The organism is Frigoribacterium sp. PhB24, assembly GCF_003755185.1.
Lineage (GTDB): Bacteria > Actinomycetota > Actinomycetes > Actinomycetales > Microbacteriaceae > Frigoribacterium.
Window position 1 is genome coordinate 209637 of record NZ_RKIC01000013.1, and the last position, 18642, is coordinate 228278.

Annotated in this window: 16 protein-coding genes and 3 tRNA genes; 6 read left to right on the forward strand and 13 right to left on the reverse strand. The window is 72.0% G+C overall.

Features of this window, described 5'->3' with window-relative positions; genetic code table 11:
- Positions 1-16: 16 nt before the first annotated feature.
- From EDF50_RS12710 to EDF50_RS12720, 3 genes are all read right to left on the reverse strand, one after another.
- Positions 17-1414 carry an SPFH domain-containing protein gene (locus EDF50_RS12710; protein ID WP_123519899.1) on the reverse strand — a complete coding sequence of 466 codons (1398 nt, stop codon included), beginning with the start codon at positions 1412-1414 and terminating at the stop codon, positions 17-19.
- A gap of 11 nt (positions 1415-1425) precedes the next feature.
- Positions 1426-1935 (reverse strand): hypothetical protein, encoded by a 510-nt coding sequence (locus tag EDF50_RS12715; protein WP_123519900.1) that lies wholly within the window; start codon positions 1933-1935, stop codon positions 1426-1428.
- A 143-nt stretch (positions 1936-2078) separates the two neighbouring features.
- Entirely contained in the window at positions 2079-3104 is a 1026-nt protein-coding gene (locus EDF50_RS12720; protein WP_043596536.1) for a 6-phosphofructokinase, read from the reverse strand.
- A 143-nt stretch (positions 3105-3247) separates the two neighbouring features.
- Between EDF50_RS12720 and EDF50_RS12725 the strand changes: the two genes are divergently transcribed.
- Positions 3248-3916, forward strand: a complete 669-nt coding sequence (locus tag EDF50_RS12725; RefSeq protein WP_123519901.1) for a DUF4190 domain-containing protein — start codon at positions 3248-3250, stop codon at positions 3914-3916.
- A 67-nt stretch (positions 3917-3983) separates the two neighbouring features.
- Here EDF50_RS12725 and EDF50_RS12730 read toward each other — a convergent pair whose 3' ends face one another.
- Both EDF50_RS12730 and EDF50_RS12735 read right to left on the reverse strand, forming a co-directional pair.
- Complete coding sequence (locus tag EDF50_RS12730) at positions 3984-4469, reverse strand: pyridoxamine 5'-phosphate oxidase family protein (protein WP_123519902.1); 486 nt, start codon at positions 4467-4469, stop codon at positions 3984-3986.
- A 10-nt stretch (positions 4470-4479) separates the two neighbouring features.
- Complete coding sequence (locus tag EDF50_RS12735; protein WP_123519903.1) at positions 4480-5385, reverse strand: rhodanese-related sulfurtransferase; 906 nt, start codon at positions 5383-5385, stop codon at positions 4480-4482.
- Between the two features lie 96 nt (positions 5386-5481).
- Here EDF50_RS12735 and EDF50_RS17000 point away from each other — a divergent pair, with 96 nt between their 5' ends.
- Positions 5482-6879 carry a GntR family transcriptional regulator gene (locus tag EDF50_RS17000; protein WP_233570628.1) on the forward strand — a complete coding sequence of 466 codons (1398 nt, stop codon included), beginning with the start codon at positions 5482-5484 and terminating at the stop codon, positions 6877-6879.
- A 74-nt stretch (positions 6880-6953) separates the two neighbouring features.
- Here EDF50_RS17000 and EDF50_RS12750 read toward each other — a convergent pair whose 3' ends face one another.
- Entirely contained in the window at positions 6954-7691 is a 738-nt protein-coding gene (locus EDF50_RS12750; RefSeq protein ID WP_123519904.1) for a sugar transferase, read from the reverse strand.
- Positions 7692-7808: 117 nt separating this feature from the next.
- Here EDF50_RS12750 and EDF50_RS12755 point away from each other — a divergent pair, with 117 nt between their 5' ends.
- Complete coding sequence (locus tag EDF50_RS12755; RefSeq protein ID WP_233570629.1) at positions 7809-8771, forward strand: DNA-3-methyladenine glycosylase; 963 nt, start codon at positions 7809-7811, stop codon at positions 8769-8771.
- Positions 8772-8825: 54 nt separating this feature from the next.
- Here EDF50_RS12755 and EDF50_RS12760 read toward each other — a convergent pair whose 3' ends face one another.
- Positions 8826-9296 (reverse strand): MarR family winged helix-turn-helix transcriptional regulator, encoded by a 471-nt coding sequence (locus EDF50_RS12760; RefSeq protein ID WP_158612715.1) that lies wholly within the window; start codon positions 9294-9296, stop codon positions 8826-8828.
- 41 nt (positions 9297-9337) lie between these two features.
- On the opposite strand from EDF50_RS12760, the gene EDF50_RS12765 reads away from it, so the two are divergent.
- Positions 9338-12943 carry a proline dehydrogenase family protein gene (locus tag EDF50_RS12765; protein WP_123519906.1) on the forward strand — a complete coding sequence of 1202 codons (3606 nt, stop codon included), beginning with the start codon at positions 9338-9340 and terminating at the stop codon, positions 12941-12943.
- A gap of 50 nt (positions 12944-12993) precedes the next feature.
- On the opposite strand, the gene EDF50_RS12770 is transcribed toward EDF50_RS12765, so the two are convergent.
- Positions 12994-13431, reverse strand: coding sequence for an Lrp/AsnC family transcriptional regulator (locus EDF50_RS12770; RefSeq protein WP_043593232.1), 438 nt, complete (start codon positions 13429-13431; stop codon positions 12994-12996).
- 102 nt (positions 13432-13533) lie between these two features.
- Between EDF50_RS12770 and ddaH the strand changes: the two genes are divergently transcribed.
- Positions 13534-14412 carry a dimethylargininase gene (ddaH, locus tag EDF50_RS12775; RefSeq protein ID WP_370453998.1) on the forward strand — a complete coding sequence of 293 codons (879 nt, stop codon included), beginning with the start codon at positions 13534-13536 and terminating at the stop codon, positions 14410-14412.
- Between the two features lie 3 nt (positions 14413-14415).
- Here the strand turns inward: ddaH and EDF50_RS12780 are convergent, their stop codons facing one another.
- The 4 genes from EDF50_RS12780 to EDF50_RS12795 all read right to left on the reverse strand — a co-directional run bounded on the left by EDF50_RS12780 (position 14416) and on the right by EDF50_RS12795 (position 16351).
- Positions 14416-15933, reverse strand: a complete 1518-nt coding sequence (locus EDF50_RS12780; RefSeq protein WP_123519907.1) for a glycosyltransferase family 39 protein — start codon at positions 15931-15933, stop codon at positions 14416-14418.
- 73 nt (positions 15934-16006) lie between these two features.
- Positions 16007-16079: transfer RNA gene (locus EDF50_RS12785), tRNA-Phe, on the reverse strand.
- Positions 16080-16115: 36 nt separating this feature from the next.
- A tRNA-Asp gene (locus tag EDF50_RS12790) sits at positions 16116-16192 on the reverse strand.
- 83 nt (positions 16193-16275) lie between these two features.
- A tRNA-Glu gene (locus EDF50_RS12795) sits at positions 16276-16351 on the reverse strand.
- Between the two features lie 333 nt (positions 16352-16684).
- Between EDF50_RS12795 and EDF50_RS12800 the strand changes: the two genes are divergently transcribed.
- Complete coding sequence (locus tag EDF50_RS12800) at positions 16685-17971, forward strand: M23 family metallopeptidase (RefSeq protein WP_123519908.1); 1287 nt, start codon at positions 16685-16687, stop codon at positions 17969-17971.
- 108 nt (positions 17972-18079) lie between these two features.
- Here the strand turns inward: EDF50_RS12800 and ppa are convergent, their stop codons facing one another.
- Positions 18080-18571, reverse strand: coding sequence for an inorganic diphosphatase (ppa, locus tag EDF50_RS12805; protein WP_123519909.1), 492 nt, complete (start codon positions 18569-18571; stop codon positions 18080-18082).
- Positions 18572-18642: the final 71 nt, after the last annotated feature.

The following is an 18642-nucleotide window of genomic DNA, read 5'->3' on the forward strand; positions in this document are numbered from 1 at the left end:
GGCTACGCGGGGTCGGTCAGGCGCGATCGCCGGGGCCGGTCGCCCCGGCCTTGCCCCCGAGGAAACCGCCCAGCGCGCTGACGAGGTCGAGCCCCGTCGTGGCCTTCACGACGTCCTGCAGTTGCGTCATGTTGTTGGCGACGGACTTGGTCAGCTCGTTGGCGCCATCGGTCGAGACCACCGTCAGGGCATCGATGTTGCCCATCGGGGCCGCCATCTCGCGGGCGATCTCGGGCAGGCGGGAGATCACCTGCGACGCGAGCGCCGCCTGACCGAACTTGCCCTGTGCCTCGGCCAGGGCGTCGACCGCCTCGGCCTCGGCGAGACCCTTGGCCTTGATCGCCGCGGCCTCGGCCCGACCGGCGGCCTCGACCGCCGCAGCCTCGTTCTCGGCCGCGTTGCGGGCCGCGTCGGCGAGCTGAGTGCGTCGGAACGCCTCGGCCTCGACGGCGGCGTTCGCGGCGTCGCGCTCGGCCTCGGCGTTCTGCACGGACGCGTAGGCCGCGGCCTCGGCGGGCTGACGCACCTCGATGTTGAGTCGCTCCTGGTTGACCTTGGCCTGCTCGGCGACGGCGATGCTCTCTTGTTCGGCGACGAGCTTGTCTTGCATGGCCCGGGCGAGCTCACCGGCGGCCGCGGCCTCTGCCTGTGCCCGGTCCGTCTCGGCCTTGATCTGCGCCTGGCGCACGTCGAGCTGCAGCTGGCGCTCGGCCGTCTGCTGGGTGTTGCCGATGCGGGCCAGGGCGGCGATGCGCTCGGCCTCGGCCTCGGCGACGTCGGCGTTCTGCTTGGCGACGGCTGCCTCGGCGCGTCCGCGGTCGGCGAGGTAGGTGCTGCCCGGGGTCTCGATCTCGCGGATGTTCATCGTCTCGATCTGCAGGCCGAGCTCGGCGAGCTCGCCCTTCGTCTCGTTCACGGCGTCGGCGGCGAGGCGCGAGAAGTTCTTGACCAGGTCGTCGACCGGTTGGCCACCGATGAGACCGCGGATCGAGCCCTCGAGCGACTGCTGCACGATGACGGGGAGCTGCTGCTGCTGCAGCAGGTAGCGCTGGGCGGCGCGACGCACGCCGTCCTCGGTGCCGGTCACCTTGAAGTTGACCGTCGCCTTCACGGCGGTGCGGATGTAGTTGGCGTCGATCGCCTGCACCTCGACCGGGGTCTGGTACTGCTCGAGCGACAGCTTGAAGCCCTCTTGGAAGATCGGCCAGACGAACGTGCGACCGCCGATGATGACCTTCTGCGGGCTCGAGATGCCCCCGCCCTCGGAACGCTCGGCGCCACGGCCGACCACGATCAGCGCCTCGTTCGGCGGGACGCGACGGACGCGGCTGGCGACGAACGACAGCAGGGCGAGCACGATGACGACGGCGACGACGATGGCGACGACGCTGACGTTGGATGAGATGAAGTCCACGGGGCTTCCTTTCAGTTGGTCTGGGGATCACGTGACGCGGGGGCGTCGCCGGCGTCGAGTGCCTCGACCTGCACGCGGGGGCCGTTCTCGGCCACGACGCGGACGCGGACGCCGCGTTCGATGCGCGCGGCACTGGTCGCGAGTCGCCGCTCGAGCTCACGGACGTCGTCGAGCCGCACCTCGCCGCCGGCCGGGCCGGTGGCCTCGGTCGTGACGCCGATGAACCCGACGGGCGACCAGTGGCCGCCGCTCTCGCGGCGCGTCACGCGGCGGACGACGAGCTGGATCAGCACGAGCGCGACGAGAGCCATGCCGACGGCGACGGCGTACGTCCACCCCGGGGCGAGGTCGGTCTGCGACGTGACGATCCCGGCGAGCCCGAAGATGGCCAGCGCGGCGCCCAGGGCGACACCCGAGACGAGCCCGTCGCCGACGTCGAAGACGTCGAGCAGGTCGCCCACGACGATGCTGACGAGCAGGAGCAGGAGCCCGATCGCCCCCACCACGATGAACGTGATCATGTGTCGAGCCTGGCAGAGTCCGGCTGGATGCACATCGCCTGCGCGACGGACCCGGGGCGCCTTCGGGGCGGTCACGCCTGGGGAGGAGCCGTCGACGGTGACCCGACCCGGTCAGGACCGGAGACGCGTCCGCGGCCCCCACCTCACCCGAAGAGGATCGCGGCCTCGTCGTACCGGTTCTGCGGGACGACCTTGAGGCTGTCGAGGGCCTCCTCGAACGACACGTGCACGATCTCGGTGCCGCGCAGGGCGACCATGCGGCCCCAGCGTCCCTCGACGACCGCGTCGCTCGCCGCCATGCCGAGGCGCGTCGCGAGCACGCGGTCGTACGAGGTGGGCGTGCCGCCGCGCTGGATGTGGCCCAGCGTCGTCGCGCGGGTCTCGATGCCCGTGCGCTCCTCGATGACGGGAGCGAGGCGCTCGCCGATGCCGCCGAGTCGGGGACGGCCGAAGGCGTCGAGGCCGCGTTCCGAGTGGACGTCGCTCTCGTGGTCGGGCACGAAGCCCTCGGCGACGACGACCAACGGTGCGCGCCCCCGGTCGTAGGCGGACTGCACCCACTCGACGATCTGGTCCATGCTCGTCGCCTGCTCGGGGATGAGGATCGCGTGCGCACCCGCGGCCATGCCCGAGTGCAGGGCGATCCACCCCACGTGCCGACCCATGACCTCGGCGACCATGCAGCGGCTGTGGGAGTCGCCCGTGGTGCGGAGGCGGTCCATCGCGTCGGTGGCGATCTGCACGGCGGTGTCGAAGCCGAAGGTGTAGTCGGTCGCCCCGAGGTCGTTGTCGACGGTCTTGGGCACGCCGACGATCTTCAGCCCCGCGTCGGTCAGTCGCTTGGCCGCGGCCAAGGTGCCCTCGCCGCCGATGGCGATCATGGCGTCGATGCCGAAGCGTTCCATGTTCTCGGCGATGCGGTCGACACCGCCGTCGCCCTCGAACGGGTTGGTGCGGCTCGTGCCGAGGATCGTGCCGCCCTGCTTCGCGATGCCCTGGATCTCTTTCCGCGTGAGCGGCATCACGTCGCCGTCGACGACGCCTCGCCACCCGTCACGGAACCCGACGAACTCCTGCCCGTGGATCTGCGTGCCCTTGAGCACTGCTCCGCGGATGACCGCGTTGAGACCGGGGCAGTCGCCGCCGCTGGTGAGGATACCGATTCGCATCGAGGGGCTCCATCGCATCGAGGGGCCCGATCGACGGGCCGAGGTCGAGACCCATCATGGACCACGAGGAGGCGCGGCACCTGTCCGCGACGCCGGTCGCCGCCCGGCCAGGTCGCGCAGGCGGCCGTACTACCCTCGCCTGCATGAGCAACGAGCAGTCGGGGCGCCCGCCGTCGCCGTGGGCACGCTTCACCCGGCCCGCGCCGACCGAGCCCGATCGGGGCGAGTTCCCGTTCGGTCCGCCGCGGCCGGTGCGCCCCGAGACGGTCACGGCCGACCACGGCTGGCCGCTCGATCCGTCCGGCGCCTCGCAGCAGCCCGTCGTGCGGCGACCGTCCGTCCCGCAGACCTCCGAGCAGCCGCCCGCCGCGCCCGCCTGGGACTCCGACGGTCGCCAGGTCTGGGCGCCGGTGCCCGAGGCCCTGTCCGACGACGGGGCCTCGACCGTCGCCCGCCCCGAGAACGCGGGCCTCGGCTCGTACTTCTTCCCCGCAGACGACGACTGGTCGTCCGCGCCGCCGCGCACGGACGACGAGGGACGCGGCCTGGCGATCGCCTCGATCGTCTTCGGTCTCTTCTTCGCGCCCCTGGGACTGGTCTTCGGCATCGTCGCCGCCCGCCGGGCACGTGCCGCCGGCCGACCGGCCACCCTCGCCCTGACCGGCATGATCGTCGCCTCGATCGTCATCGTCCTGAGCCTCGTGTACGCGATCGCGGCCTTCGACTACTTCTCACAACTGGCGACGGCGTGCGCCCAGCTCGGTCCGGGCGACTACGTGAACGGCGACGGCCAGACCGTCAGCTGCGGGTGACCCCGGCGACGACCGGCGTCGCCCGGGACGCGGGTCGCCGCGCACGACCCGCGCCGCGCCTCCTCGGCTAGAGCGAGACGGTGCCGGTGTCGGCGACGTTCTTCGGGTGCCCGCCGGTCACGGCCGCCTTGGCGTACTTGAAGAGGGTGACGGCCTTGGGCTCGTTGCTGACCCAGTACTCGGCCGTGTCGACGTCCACCTCGAGCAGGGCCACGCTCGGGTCGTCGCGGCCCTGGTCGAACCAGGCCTCGGCGCCGGTGGTCCACAGGTCGTCGATGAGCGCGGAGTCCTTCACGACCGACGCCGTGCCCGCGAGCGACAGGTAGCCCTTGCCGGTCTCGACCGCGACGTTCACCTGCGGGTGCGCCTTCACGTCGTCGACCTTGGGGGAGGGGTCGCGCGTGAAGAAGTACACCTTGCCGTCGAAGTCGCGGTCGACGAGCGCGAGGGGGCGGCTCACCAGGTGGCCGTGGCTGCTCTGCGTCGTGAGGATGCCGATGCGGCCCGCGTCGAGGACCTCGCCGATCTTGCTGCTGTCGTTGGTCTCAGTCATGCCGGGGACCCTACGCCGGAGGCCCGACGACGGTCACAGCGCCGGAGGCGCGGTGCCGGTCGCAGGTCACGTCGCCTCGCGCACCGCACCCCTCGCAGGCGACCAGTTGCTCTCGGCACTGCACGTCGACGCAGTTCTGCATGCGACTGGTCGCGGTGCCGCAGGTCTCACAGCGGCCGATCACGGCCGCGTGGTCACTGAACTCGACCGAGCCGCGACCGTCGAAGACGTAGAGCGAACCGTCCCACAGGCCGTCGTCGCCGAAGCGCTCGCCGTACCGCACGACACCCCCGTCGAGTTGATAGACCCGCGAGAAGCCGCGTGCCGTCATGAGCGACGAGAGCACCTCGCAGCGCACACCACCCGTGCAATAGGTGACGACGGGCTCGTCCTTGAGGTGGTCGTAGCGGCCGCTGTCGAGTTCGGCCACGAAGTCGCGGGTGGTGGCCACGTCGGGCACGACGGCGCCCCGGAACCGGCCGATGCGTGACTCGTATTCGTTGCGCCCGTCGAAGAAGGTGACCTGCTCGCGGTCGACGAGTTCGTGCAGCTCGTCGGGGGAGAGCCGCACGCCCGTGCCCACCACGCCGGACCCGTCGACCTCGAGCTCGTCGGGGGCGCCGAACGTCACGATCTCGTCGCGCACCCTGACCGACAACCGGGGGAAGTCGCTGCCGGTGCCCTCGCTCCACTTCACGTCGAGCTGCGCGAACGCGGGGTGCTGCCGAGTCTTCTTGAGCCAGCGTTTGACGTCGGGCAGGTCGCCACCGAGCGTGCCGTTGACGCCGTGGCGCGAGACGAGCACGCGGCCCGTCAGGTCGAGCGACTCGGCCAGGTCGCGCTGCCACAGGCGGACGGCGTCGGGATCGGCCAGGGGCGTGAACGCGTAGAAGAGCACGATCTTCGGGGTGGCCATCCACGGAGTCTAGTTTCTCGGGCCACTACTCGACGCACAGGGCATGAATGCCTTATGATCACGACCGGAATACCTGACATCAGCAGAGAGGCGTCGATGCCCGTCCCGTCCCCCACCCGTCCGGCCATCCCTCGCCGTCTGCACAAGGACGCCGTGTTCGACCACCTCGTCGCTGCCATCCTCGACGGCACCCTGCAGCCGGGCGAACGCCTCCGCGACGCCGACTGCGAAGCGTGGCTGGGTGTCTCGCGCACGCCGATCCGGGTCGCCGTCGCGAAGCTCGGACACGTCGGTCTCGTCGACTCGACGACGCATCGGGCGGCCTGTGTGGTCGTCCCGTGCCGTGCGGCCGCCATCGACCTGCTCGGGGCCGCGTGCGCCCTGCTGTGCGCGGTGGCCACGTCGACGCTCCCCGGGCGGGACGACGAAGAACGCGCCGAGATCGACCGACGACTCGGCGTCCTGGCCGGGGCCTGCGCCACGGCGTCACGGTCGCCGCGAGCACCCGTCGACGAGATCGTCGACGCGGCTCGGGCGGTATGGACGACACTGACCGCACGCGCCCGGGACGGACTCGCCGTCCGGTTCGCCGAGCGTGTGGCGCTGCCCCTGCGACATCACTTGCGTGACGTCTCGACGGCCGATCTCGGCATCGTCGCCGACGTGACGGACGAGGTGCGTCGGTGGTTCGCCCTCGAGCCCGACGGCGAAGGACGTGCGCTCGAGGACGTGCTGGCGCGGGGCCTCCGTCGGCTGGGTCCCGGTGACCCCGTCGGGGTCGGGTCGACCGTCGGGGTCGGCCGCGGGCCCGTCCCCGGCCGACCCGGCTCGGCCGTCGGGGCGCGGCACGGCACCCAGGCCCCTCTCGTCCGCCGACGTCTGAGCGACGACGTCCACGACCTCGTCCTCGCGGCGGTCCTCGACGGCACGCTGGCCCCCGACGAACGTCTCGTCGACGACGAGCTCATCGCGTGGCTCGGGGTGTCGCGTACTCCGATCCGCTCCGCGCTGGAGCGACTCGACGAGGCCGGGCTCGTCGACCTGGCACCGAACCGCCACACGCGGGTGACGCGTCCCCGGCCGGCCGACGTCGTCGGCGCCCGCGACCTGTACGCGGCGCTCGTGTCGTGGTCGGCCGATCGTGTCGAGGCACCGAGCGCCGGCCGGGGCGACGAGCTCGTGGCGATGCTCGTGCGGCTCGATCCGATCATGCGGCGTGCCGAGGGGCGGACGTCGACCCTGGCGACCCTCTCGTGCGTCCGTCCACTGTTGCGTCGGCTCGCGTCCGCCGAGGAGTCGCCGTCGCTCGCGCGCGAGCTCGACCTGCTCGAGCCCCGGCTCGCTCACGGCCTCGTCGCCTGCGGCTTCTCGCTGCCGAGGGGGGCGTGGCGCTCGTTCTCGTCCGCCGTCACCGCGTCGATCCGAGAGGCGGGCGGGGGGCTCGGGCCGGTCGCCGCCGATTTGGTGCGCTCGCTCAGCGACTCGCCCGACTGATCGCCTCGAGGTCCTTGCTGCCGACGTGGGTGGGAGTCGGTCATCGGGGCTCCGCATCGTGGTCGTGAGCGGGCTCAGTACGCACCGGCCGGCTTGAGGACCGCACCGACCGTCTTGACGAGCAGCCGCCCGTCGGTCGCCGGGGTCCACGAGTGGACGTAATGCAGGTCGAGGTCGAGCCCGGCGCCCCAGTCGAGGTCGGAGCGTCCGCCGACCTGCCACGGGCCGGTCAGCCCCGGCAGCACCCGCAGCCGCTCGTGGGCGCGGCCGCAGTACTGCGCGACCTCGTTCGGGAGGGCCGGGCGCGGCCCGACCAGGCTCATCTCGCCCCGCAGGACGTTGACCAGTTGTGGCAGCTCGTCGAGCGAGTGCCTGCGGAGCACGCGACCGACCCGGGTCACCCGAGGGTCGACGCGGAGCTTGAAGAGCGGCCCGTCGGCATCGTTCGCCTCGGGGAGGATCGTGGCCTCGCGACCGCGGTCGTGCATCGACCGGAACTTGAGCATCTCGAAGGTCCGGCCGTCGAGACCGCAGCGCACCTGGCGGTAGAGGACCGGGCCCGGGCTGTCGAGTCGGACGGCCAGGGCGACCAGGACGAGGGCGGGAGCAAGGACGGTCAGGGCGGTGAGGGCGCCGACGACGTCGATCGCCCGCTTCGTGCGACGGGCGGCGACCCGTCGGACCGGGGGAACCAGCGAGGTGACGCCCGGACCGTGGGTGTCGCGCCCGTGGTGGCGGTTCGGTCTGCCGCGCCCGGAGGAGGGGCTCCACGTGCTCGCGGGTGCGGACACGGGTCTCGTGGTGATCGTCATCGGTGTGCTCGGCGTCTTTCGTCTCGTCCACGGTCGGCCAAGGGGCGATCATGAAAATATCACATCGAAATGAGCCATGACGGTAAAGCTGTCGGCGGTAGCGTCTACCATCGCGACATGGACCAGCTCGAGGACGCCGGCGCCGCTGCTGAGGGGGGCGCCCGCCACCTCGGCACCGTCTACTCGTCGGTGCACCCGGTCGACGTCCGGGCCACGCTGCGGCCCCTGAGCCGCGGCTCCGGCGATCCCTCGTTCCGTGTCGTCGGCGACCGGATCTGGCTCGCCCTGCGCACGCCGGCGGGCGAGGCGACGCTGTGCGTGTCGGCGAGCCGCGCCTCCTCGTCCGTCCGCGCGGACGCGTGGGGGCCGGGTGCGGACTGGGCGATCGAGCACGTGCCCGAACTGCTCGGTCGGGGCGACGACTGGTCGGGGCTCGACGTCACGGCGAACGCGTTCCTCGCCGACGCCCACCGGCGTCAACCGGGGCTACGCCTCACCCGCACCAACCTCGTGCTGCAGGCCGTCGTCCCGGCGATCCTCGAGCAGAAGGTGACGAGCGTCGAGGCCTGGCGCGCGTGGCGGCAGCTCGTGCGTCGTCACGGCACGCCGGCGCCCGGTCCGGCACCCGAGGGGCTCGTCGTGCCGCCCGACGCCCAGGGCTGGCGTCGCGTCCCGAGCTGGGAGTGGCACCGGGCGGGCGTCGGGCCGCAGCGGTCGGCGACCGTCATGCGGGTCTGTGCCGTGGCGCCGGCTCTCGAGCGCACCCTGTCCGTCGGTCGCGGCGGCGACGAGGTGGCGCGGCGTCTGCGATCGATCCCCGGTGTGGGCGTCTGGACCGCCGCAGAGACGACCCAACGGGCGCACGGCGACCCCGACAGTCCCAGCGTGGGTGACTACCACCTGCCCGCCGTCGTCGGGTGGGCGCTCGTCGGCCGGCCCGTCGACGACGACGGCATGCTCGAACTGCTCGAGCCGTGGCGTGGCCATCGCGAACGCGTCATGCGGCTGATCACCGGAAGCGGGTTCTCGAAGCCGAGGTTCGGCCCGCGCATGACCATCCAGGACCACCGCTTCCACTGAGGTGTCCGCCGATCGGGTTCTCCCGTCCGCCCCGGCTCGACGAGGAGGCGCGGGTCAGCTGTGGACGTCGGGTGACGCGTCCGTGCCGATCGCCTCGAGCACGCGACCCGAGAAGGCCTGGACGACCTCGGCGTCCGCGCCGAGGACGTCGGCGAAGTACTTCTTGATCGCGGCCGTGTGCCCGCGGGTCGCGGCGAGCATGGCCCGACGTCCGTCCGGGGTCAGCTCGACCCAGGTACCGCGTGCGTCCGACGCGCACTCGGTGCGACGGACCAACCCCCGACGCTCCATGCGGGTGACCTGGTGGCTGACCCGGCTCTTCTCCCAGCCAATCTGCTCGGCGATGTCGCGGACGCGCGAGCGTCGGTCGCTGCTCCGGCCCAGGCCGACGAGGATCTCGTACTCGGGGGCGGAGACGCCCGAGTCGCTCTGCAGGCGGAGCTCGAGGGCACGGTCGAGGCGACGTCTCATGACGTAGAAGGAGTCCCAGACGACCCACTCCTCGTCGGTGAGTTCGTCGGCCATTCGCCCAGTGTAGGGACGGTGGCGCAGCATATCCTCGACCCATGTCCGATGTGCACGCCGACGAAGTCACGCAGCAGACCATCGAGACAGCCCGCCGCTGGTGGGATGCCGCGCGTGCCGCCCCGGTGCAGGGTCCGGCCGCTCGTCTGGCCGAGGTGCTGCGCGACCCCCGAGGGCTCGAGTTCGCCCGTGACTTCGCCGATCGCGTCGTCCGGCCCGAAGACGACAGGGCGGCGGCGTCCGCGCTCGACGCGCTCAGCCGACGGACGCCGGCCCTGCTGCCCTGGCACCTCCGGGCGGCGATCTCGTTCGGCGGGGGCTTCGGCCCGCTCGCACCCAAGCCGATCATGCCGGTCGCCAGGCGGACGCTACGGCACATGGTCGGGCACCTGCTCGTCGACGCTCCACCCGAGAAGCTCGCGCAGGCCCTCACGGGTCTCCGCGGCGACGGCATCCGGCTCGACCTGACGGCCTGGGGGCCGACGGTGTCGGGTCCGACACGGGCCGAGCGGCGAGTCGCCGCGGTCCGGGCGCTGATCGAGCGGCCCGATGTCGAGCGCGTCACGACCACCGTGCGCGAGCTCGTCGGCCCGACCTCGCCGTGGGCCTTCGACGAGACGAGCGATCTGGCCGTGTCGCGGCTCGGGCCCCTGTTCGAGCTCGCGGCGTCGTCGGGCACCCTCCTCACCCTCGGCGTCGACCGGCACGCCGACGTCGACCTCACGATCGACGTCTTCACGCGACTGCTCGACCGGCCCGGGCTCGAGTCGGCCACGGCGGGCATCGTCGTCCAGTCGTACGTCCCCGAGGCGCTCGACTCGCTGCGACTGCTCACCGACTGGGCCCGGGCCCGGGTCGACCGGGGCGGCGCTCCGATATCGGTCAGGCTGGTGAAGGGCGGGTCGCGTCGTGACGAGATCGTCGACGCACGGCTCCACGACTGGCCAGTCGTCACGTTCGAGGCGAAGCACGAGACCGACGCGAGCCACCTCCGGTTGGTCGACTTCGCCCTGCGGCCCGAGAACGCCGCGGTCGTCCGGGTCGGATTCGCGGGGCACGACGTCTTCGACCTGGCCCGAGCCGTCACGGTCGCCCGCCGACACGGCACCGACCACCTGCTCGACGTCGAGATGTGGCTGGGGTCGGCGCCCGGTCTGGCCGAGGTCGTCCGCTCCGAGCTCGGTTCCCTCGTCCTCCAGGTGCCGGTGATCGACCCCGGCGAGTTCGACTCCGCCGTGCGACACCTGGTGGGCCGGCTCGACGCGCTCGCCGACCCCGAAGGGTTCCTCTCCAGCACCCTCGACGTCGACCACGAGGCGGCCTTCGCCCGAGAGGCCCGCCGACACGACCGAGCCGTCGCGACCGTGGGCGAGCTGCCCTCCGCGCCTCGCCGTCGACGAGACCGGTCGGGCCCGCTCGACGAGGGCCCCGACCACGTCGTCGACTTCGTGGCCGAAGCCGACACCGATCCCTCACTCGACGGCAACCGGAGGTGGGCTCGGGGTGTGCTCGGGCGCGCCCGACGGTCGGTCGCGGGCGTCGAGACCGCCGACGCGGCACCCTCCCTCGGGGCCGGCGCACTCGAGGACGGAGCCCTCGAGGCGATGTTGACCCGCGCCTCCGCTGCAGGGGTGGCGTGGGCCGGGCAAGATCCCGAGACCCGTGCCGAACTGCTCGACCTCGCGGGTCGCGAGCTCGCCCTGCGGCGCTCGCGACTCGTCGAGGTGTCGATCAGCGAGTACCGCTCGACCCTGTCCGAGGCCGACCACGAGGTCGGTGCGGCCGTCGACTCGGCGCACCGGCTGGCGGCCCTGACCCGAGACCTCGCGACCGTCGAGACGGCCGAACACCGGCCCGCGCGACTCACGGTCGTCGTGCCCGACCTCGTCACTCCCGTCGCCAGCACGGTCGAGGGGGTGCTCGCGGCATTCGGCGCCGGCAGCGCGGTCCTCGTCCACCTGCCGCGCAGTCGGCGGCGGGCGGTCGCCGTCGTCGCAGAGGCACTCTGGGCGGTCGGCGTGCCCGAATCGCTCCTGGCCCTGGTCGTCGCCGACGACCCCGACCACGAACGGGCCCTGCTGACGCACCCCAGGGTCGACCGGGTCGTCGCCCACGGCTCGATCGAGACGGTCGTCGGCCTCCGTGACGTGCGCCCCGACCTCGACCTCGCCGTGCGTACCCCCGGGGTCACCTCGCTCGTCGTCACCCCCTCGGCCGATCTCGAGCTCGCGGCCGCGGACGTCGTGGCGAGCGTCGTCGACCACGCCGGCCGGGGTCACGGCGCCCTCGACCTCGTGCTGGCCGTCGGCTCCGTCGGTCACGGTGAGACGTTCCGGCGCCTGCTGCGCGAAGCCTTCGACGCGGTCGTCGTCGGCCCGGCCGACGCCGTCACCACCGTGATGGGGCCGCTCGACGGGCCTCCGACCGGGTCCGAGCTCGACGTCCTGACCGTGCTGGGTCCCGGCGAGTCCTGGCTGGTCGAGCCACGCCCCCTCGACGAGACCGGGGCCCTCTGCTCGCCGGGCGTGCGCGACGGCGTCGACCCGCGGGGTGCCTTCGCCTCCGGTCCGCACGCGGTTCCCGTCGTCGGCCTCGTCGTCGTCGAGACCCTCGCCGACGCCGTCGCGGTGCAGAACGCAGAGAGCGGTGGTGACGTCGCCGGGCTGCACTCCCTCGACGTCGACGAGATCGACGAGTGGCTGCACACCGTGCGGGCGGGCGACCTCGTCGTCGGTGGGCCGACGACCGGGGCGCGCGTGCGGCGAAGGCCCACCGGCGGGTGGGGACGACGGGCCGTCGGCCGTGGCCTCAAACCCGGCGGGCCGAACGCGCTGGTCGGGCAGGGGGCCTGGCGCCACCGGCCCCACGACCCGCGCCCCTCCCTGCGTCTGCACGACGTGTCCGAGGGGGTCACCCGCCTGGTCGACGCGGCCCGACCGACCCTCTCGTTCGAGCAGTTCGACTCGCTGCGCACGGCGGTCGAGAGCGATCAGCGCGCCTGGCAGTCCGAGTTCGGCCTGGCCCGGGACGTCACCGCCCTCGTGGTCGAACGCAACGTGCTGCGCTACCGCCCGCACCCGGTCACGATCCGGCTCTCCTCGGGGGCCGACCCGGCGGCGCTCGTCCGACTCGTCGCCGCCGGCGCACGGGCCGGGTCGACCCTGACCGTCAGCTCGGCCGTCCCGTTGCCGGCCGGTCTCGTGAACCTGTGGCGCGCCTCCTCGTCCCCGGTGCGTGTGCGCGACGTCGTCGTCGAGAGCGACGAGGCCTTCGTCGCACGGGCCGCCGCGGGGGTGCTGCAGCGTGACACGACCGAGGCGGAGGGTCCGGACGTGCTCGACCTGCTCGCCGAGGCGGCCGGGGGCGCGCGCGCGTCCGACGACGCCGGACGGGTCGACGACTCGAGACCCGACCCGTCGCCCGAGGCCGTCGGCGCCTACCGCGGCCTGCGGGTCCGACTCATCGGCGGAGATCCCGCGGCCCTGGCCCGGGCGGTGCAGGGCAGCCCCGACGTGACGATCGTCGCGGGCGAGGTGACCGAAGAGGGGCGCGTCGAACTGTTGACGTTCGTGCGCGAGCAGTCGGTCTCGCTGACGGCGCACCGGTACGGTCGCCTCGACCCGGCACTGGCCGACCTGCGGCTCTGACCGCCCTGCGGCTCTGACCGCCCTGCGGCTCTGACCGCGCAGGGGTGCCGTCAGGCCGAGCGCCGGCTGATCAGCTTCGACAGGACGATGGCGCTGCGGGTGTGGTCGACGTTCGGGGCGTTGCGCACGCGTTCGAGCGCCTCTTCGAGCGAGGGGATGTCGCGGCTGCGCATGTGGACGATGGCGTCGGCGCTGCCGGTCACCGTGCCGGCGTCGACGACCTCGGGCACCGTGCCGAGGATTCGTTGCAGTTCTTGGGGTGAGACGGTGCCGCGGCAGAACAGCTCGACGTAGGCCTCGGTGCCGAGCCCGTCGACGGCCGGGTCGACCTGCACCGTGAACCCCTTGATGACCCCGTCCGCCACGAGACGGTCGACGCGGCGCTTCACCGCCGAGGCGCTGAGCCCGACCGAGGCGCCGATGTCGCCGTACCCGGCGCGGGCGTTCTGCCGCAGGAGGTCGATGATGCCGTAGTCGAGATTGTCCACGGCCTGACCTTACGCTATTAAACTGCGTTACAGCTGATAAATACGCAAGAAAAGTGCGTGAGAGCCCCGCCTCGTGCGCGGCGGCGATGTGACACTGTTCCGGTGAGCCTGACGATCGAACCTTCCGACCTGCCCGACACGACCACCCGACGGGACTCCGCACGTGTGGCGAGCCACCGCACCATCTTGATGTGCCGACCCGAACACTTCACCGTCAGCTACAAGATCAACCCGTGGATGGACCCCGCCAAACCGACCGACACCTCGTTGGCGCTGGCCCAGTGGCAGACCCTGTACGACACCTACGTCGGCCTGGGATTCGACGTCGAGCTTATCGACCCCGAGGCGGGCCTACCCGACATGGTCTACGCGGCCAACGGCGGCTTCGTCCTCGACGGCATCGCCTACGGTGCCCGCTTCACCTACCCCGAGCGCCAGGCCGAGGGCCCGGCCTACATGCGCTGGTTCGCCTCGGCCGGCTTCGAGGTCGCCGAGCCCGTCGAGACGAACGAGGGCGAGGGCGACTTCCTGCTGGTCGGCGACGTCATCCTCGCCGGGACGGGTTTCCGCACCGACTCTAGCTCGCACGACGAGGTCGCCCGGGTCTTCGGCCGGGAGGTCGTCAGCCTCACCCTGGTGAACCCCAGCTTCTACCACCTCGACACGGCCATCGCCGTCCTCGACCCCGAGCCTGTGGACGGCCGTCACACCATCGCGTACCTCGAGAGCGCCTTCGACGACGCCTCGCTCGCGATCCTGCGGCAGCGTTTCCCCGACGCGATCCTCGTCAGCGAAGAGGACGCGGCCATCCTCGGCCTCAACTCGTACTCGGACGGCTACAACGTCGTCATCGCCGCCCGGGCGACCGGATTCGAGCGGCAGCTGCGCGAGCGCGGTTACAACCCCGTCGGCGTCGACCTCTCGGAGCTGCTGCTCGGCGGTGGCGGCGTCAAGTGCTGCACCCTCGAGTTGCGTCGCTGAGCGTCAGGCCGGCGGCCGCGCGAAGAGGTAGACGACGCTGCGACCGGTGCGGTGCTCCTGCCGGATCACGTACCCCTGGTCGCGCAGCTGGCGCAGGTCGGCCTCGCTGAGCACGTCGACCGAGAGGCGGGCGATCCACACGCGGTCGACCGACGCCAGTCGGTCGGCCAGCTCGACGGCGTCGTCCTCGTCGTCGAGCCGCAGGGTCACGTCCGAGTACGAGCCCGAGGGCAGTCCCGATCGCACGAACGCGACGTCGTCGAGCTCGGCGAAGCGCTCGGGGTACGCGTAGATCGCCTGGCGGGGGCGTGTCGACACGGTACCGGTCGCATCGAGCAGGAACGCGTCGCCGGGGCGGGCCTGGCTCTCGATGTAGCTCGAGAGCTGCGAGAGGTCGCTGCCGCCCCCCTTGCCGGTCGGCAGTCGCTGCAGCACGTAGGTCGGGACCGAGCCCGCGACCAGGAGGGCGACGAGGGCGATGCTGATCCAGCGCCTCCTGAAGCCGGTGACGGCCACGGCCAGCAGCAGGCACATGCCCGGGGCCGAGAAGGTCACCAGCCTCGACGTGTACACCGGCGACAGCACGAGTCCCAGCACGAGCAGCAACCCCGCGGGTGCCGCGACCCAGAGCGCGCCGAGCAACACGACGCTGCCCGGCGTGCGTGACCGGTCGCGCAGGCGCGTCCCGAGCAGGATCAGCAGGATCGCCGAGATCACGGCGAATGCCAGCCCCGTGACGAACCACGGTTCGACCAGGACCGTCCACCAGGTGACGTCGGCCCCCGTCGACGGATCGGCCACCCCGAGGAGGCGCGAGCGCTCGGCGAGGACCGTCCCGATGACCGGGGCGGTCGCGAACAGCGCGGCCCCGGTCGAGACGGACCAGCCGAGGAGGCGGTGGCGGGCTCCACGACGTCGGCGCTGTGCCGGCGCCAGGAGCAGGAACACGCCGTGGACGACGATGATCAGGCCGAGGGGGACGAAGGTCGCGATCGACCCGGCGAGGACCGCGCCGTACCCGATCCACCAGCGTCGGCGGTGACGTCGGGACGCCACGAGGAGCAGGACGGTCACCCAGACGGCCAGCGCGGCCGACAGCGCGTAGGGGCGGGCCTCGGCGGCCTCGAGGGTGAAGCGGGGCAACACCGCGTAGAGCGCGGCGGCCAGCAGGGCCGTGCGACGGGTCGTCAGCATGCGCGTGAGGACGAGCACCCCTGCGGCCCCGGCCCCTACGAACACGGCCGAGGGGAACCTCGTGGCCACCTCGGCGTCGCCGAAGGCTCCGACCCAGACATGCATGAGGAGGTAGTAGACCGTGTGCACCGCGTCGCGCTGGTCGACGAAGGCCAGCAACTGACCGAGGGGCAGGCGTGCCACCTGCAGCGTCGTCGCCTCGTCGCTCCAGTACGAGGGCACCCAGCTGAAGGCCGCCCCGACCAGCAGGGCCGCGAGTCCGGCGACGAGCGGGTCGAGCCAACGGCTGCGGAGGGGGACGACGGCGGGGTCGTGGCCGATGCTCACGAGGGCGACCCGCAGTGCCCGTGCGCGGGCCGGCCGTTAAACGAGTCAGGCCCCGCCTGAGCGGGGCCTTCTGTGGCTGGACACGGCATCGATCCGTGGACCTTTCGATTTTCAGTCGAACGCTCTACCAACTGAGCTACCCAGCCGTGAGGGCCCGAAGCCCCCAGGCGATGAACTCGCCTTGGCGACCCTGACCGGACTTGAACCGGCGACCTCCGCCGTGACAGGGCGGCGCGCTAACCAACTGCGCTACAGGGCCAAACTTGCTGCTGTGACACAGCGTACTCGATGTTCTGTTGTGGTTGGTGCAGGTGATGCCTCGGAGCGGTCTTGCCGTGGTGCTGGTGACCCCAACGGGATTCGAACCCGTGCTGCCGCCGTGAAAGGGCGGTGTCCTAGGCCACTAAACGATGGGGCCGTGTCCGAGGACGTCATAGCAACCGATCACAGAGCATACGGATGATCGCGGGCAAAAGCAAAACGGGGGCGACGCGGATCGCCGCGCGCGCCTCCTCGTCCCCCGTTCCGGTCACGCGACTCACCCGCCACTCCGTCGCGATTGCCCGACGTTCGCCGGCGCGGAGGCTAGTTTCAAGTCGTTCTCGAGAGTTCGGGCCCGCCCCCGGGGCGGCCCGCCCGTCGTCGCCGCCCCGCGGCGCTGTACGGGACGGCCCGCCGGGGTTACCGTGTCCATCACGGCGACCACCGGCCCCACGGACTCGACGCCGTCACGACGAATCGGACCCATTCGATGACCCCCACCCGCCGACCCGGTCGAGCCCGCCTGGCGAGCCTCACGTCGGGTCCCCTCGCGCCGTCGTCGCGACTCACCCGCGTCGTCGTCTCGATCGCCGCCGCGACCCTGCTGCTCACCGCGGGTGTCGTCGGACTGCCCGCCTCGTCGGCGACAGCCGCGTCCTACCCGTCGTGGGAGGACGTCCAGAAGGCCCGGGGCGACGAGACCGCGAAGCAGGCCGAGATCACCAACCTCGAGGGCATCCTCACCCAGATGCAGGCGGACCTCGACGCCAAGAACGCCGAGGCCGAGAAACGCGGTGACGAGCTGCAGAAGGCCCAGTCCGCGTACGACGACGCCCAGTACAAGACCGCCCAACTGCAGTCGCAGGCCGACTCGGCCGACAAGGTCGCCGCCGCCAGCGAGGAGCGCGCAGGCCAGCTCGCCGCGCAGCTCGGGCGGTCCGGTGGCACGAACGGTGTCAGCGGCAGCCTGATCGCCGACCCGGGTGAGGCGGGGCAACTGCTCTACAAGCTCGGCGCGATGACCAAGCTCACCGAGCAGGCCGACGGCATCTACGCGCAGGCCACCCAGGACCGCAACACCGCTCAGGGGCTCAGTGACCAGGCCGCGGTGGCCGAGGCGGCGTTGGCCGTGCTGGCCGACAAGGCCCAGCAGGCCCTGGCCGACGCGAACGACGCGGCCCAGGCCGCGAGTGACGCGCTGGCCGCGCAGCAGGACAACCAGGCGCGGCTCCAGGCCCAGCTCGAGACCCTGAAGACCAACGTCGACCACACCGAGGCCGAGTACCAGAAGGGCGTCGAGGAGTCCCGCGCCGCCGCGGCCGCAGCGGCGGCGGCGACCAACGGCACGGCCCTCGGGGTCGTGTCGCCCCAGGGGTGGACGCGTCCCGCCGGCGGCAACGTCTCGAGTGGTTTCGGCATGCGCGTCAACCCGGTGACGCACGCGTACATCCTCCACGCGGGCACCGACCTCGCCGCAGGGTGCAACACGCCGATCTACGCCGCGACCGCGGGAGTCGTCACCTACGCCGGCTGGTACGGCGGCTACGGCAACTTCGTGCTGGTCGACCACGGCAACGGCGTCACCACCGGGTACGGCCACCAGCCGAACGGCGGCATCATGGTCAGCGTCGGGCAGGCGGTCGGCACCGGTCAGCAGATCGGTCACGTCGGTTCGACCGGCAACTCGACCGGCTGCCACCTGCACTTCGAGACCCGCGTCGGCGGCGTCGCGCAGAACCCGCAGCCGTTCATGGCCGACCGCGGCATCCGCCTGTAGGAGCCGCCCGCGGACGACGCGAGCCGACGCCGGACGCGCCCCCAGGAGCGACGGAGGGCCCGACACCACGTGGTGTCGGGCCCTCCGTGTCGCAGGAGGTGCGAGAGGTCAGTGCCCCTCGTCCGCCAGCTTCTTGATGCCGGCCTCGACGATGGCCTCGGCCTCGGCGGCGTCGCCCCAGCCCTCGGTCTTGACCCACTTGCCGGGCTCGAGGTCTTTGTAGTGCTCGAAGAAGTGCTCGATCTCTTTGCGGAGGTACTCGGGGACGTCGGTCACGTCCTGGATGTGCTGCCAGCGCGGGTCCTTCGCGGGGACGGCGATGACCTTGGCGTCGCTGCCGCCGTCGTCGGTCATGTTGAAGACGCCGACCGGGCGGACCTTCACGCCCACGCCCGGGAACAGCGGGTAGTCGAGCAGCACGAGCACGTCGACGGGGTCGCCGTCGAGGCCCAGCGTGTTCTCGAAGAAGCCGTAGTCGGTCGGGTAGACGAACCCGGTGAACAGAACGCGGTCGAGGTAGACGCGACCGGTCTCGTGGTCGACCTCGTACTTGTTGCGGCTGCCTTTGGGGATCTCGATCACGGCGTCGTACGCGGCCATGGGTGTGCTCCTTGCGATGCGTCGTTGGGGGGTCCGACCCGACGGGTCGGCGGTGTCGCTAACGTTACAAG

Coding starts and splice junctions, on each gene's coding strand:
- EDF50_RS12715 (WP_123519900.1), bottom strand. CDS start 1,935: ATGATCACGTTCATCGTGGTGGGGGCGATCGGGCTCCTGCTCCTGCTC.
- EDF50_RS12720 (WP_043596536.1), bottom strand. CDS start 3,104: ATGCGAATCGGTATCCTCACCAGCGGCGGCGACTGCCCCGGTCTCAAC.
- EDF50_RS12725 (WP_123519901.1), top strand. CDS start 3,248: ATGAGCAACGAGCAGTCGGGGCGCCCGCCGTCGCCGTGGGCACGCTTC.
- EDF50_RS12730 (WP_123519902.1), bottom strand. CDS start 4,469: ATGACTGAGACCAACGACAGCAGCAAGATCGGCGAGGTCCTCGACGCG.
- EDF50_RS12735 (WP_123519903.1), bottom strand. CDS start 5,385: ATGGCCACCCCGAAGATCGTGCTCTTCTACGCGTTCACGCCCCTGGCC.
- EDF50_RS17000 (WP_233570628.1), top strand. CDS start 5,482: ATGCCCGTCCCGTCCCCCACCCGTCCGGCCATCCCTCGCCGTCTGCAC.
- EDF50_RS12750 (WP_123519904.1), bottom strand. CDS start 7,691: ATGACGATCACCACGAGACCCGTGTCCGCACCCGCGAGCACGTGGAGC.
- EDF50_RS12755 (WP_233570629.1), top strand. CDS start 7,809: ATGGACCAGCTCGAGGACGCCGGCGCCGCTGCTGAGGGGGGCGCCCGC.
- EDF50_RS12760 (WP_158612715.1), bottom strand. CDS start 9,296: ATGGCCGACGAACTCACCGACGAGGAGTGGGTCGTCTGGGACTCCTTC.
- EDF50_RS12765 (WP_123519906.1), top strand. CDS start 9,338: ATGTCCGATGTGCACGCCGACGAAGTCACGCAGCAGACCATCGAGACA.
- EDF50_RS12800 (WP_123519908.1), top strand. CDS start 16,685: ATGACCCCCACCCGCCGACCCGGTCGAGCCCGCCTGGCGAGCCTCACG.
- ppa (WP_123519909.1), bottom strand. CDS start 18,571: ATGGCCGCGTACGACGCCGTGATCGAGATCCCCAAAGGCAGCCGCAAC.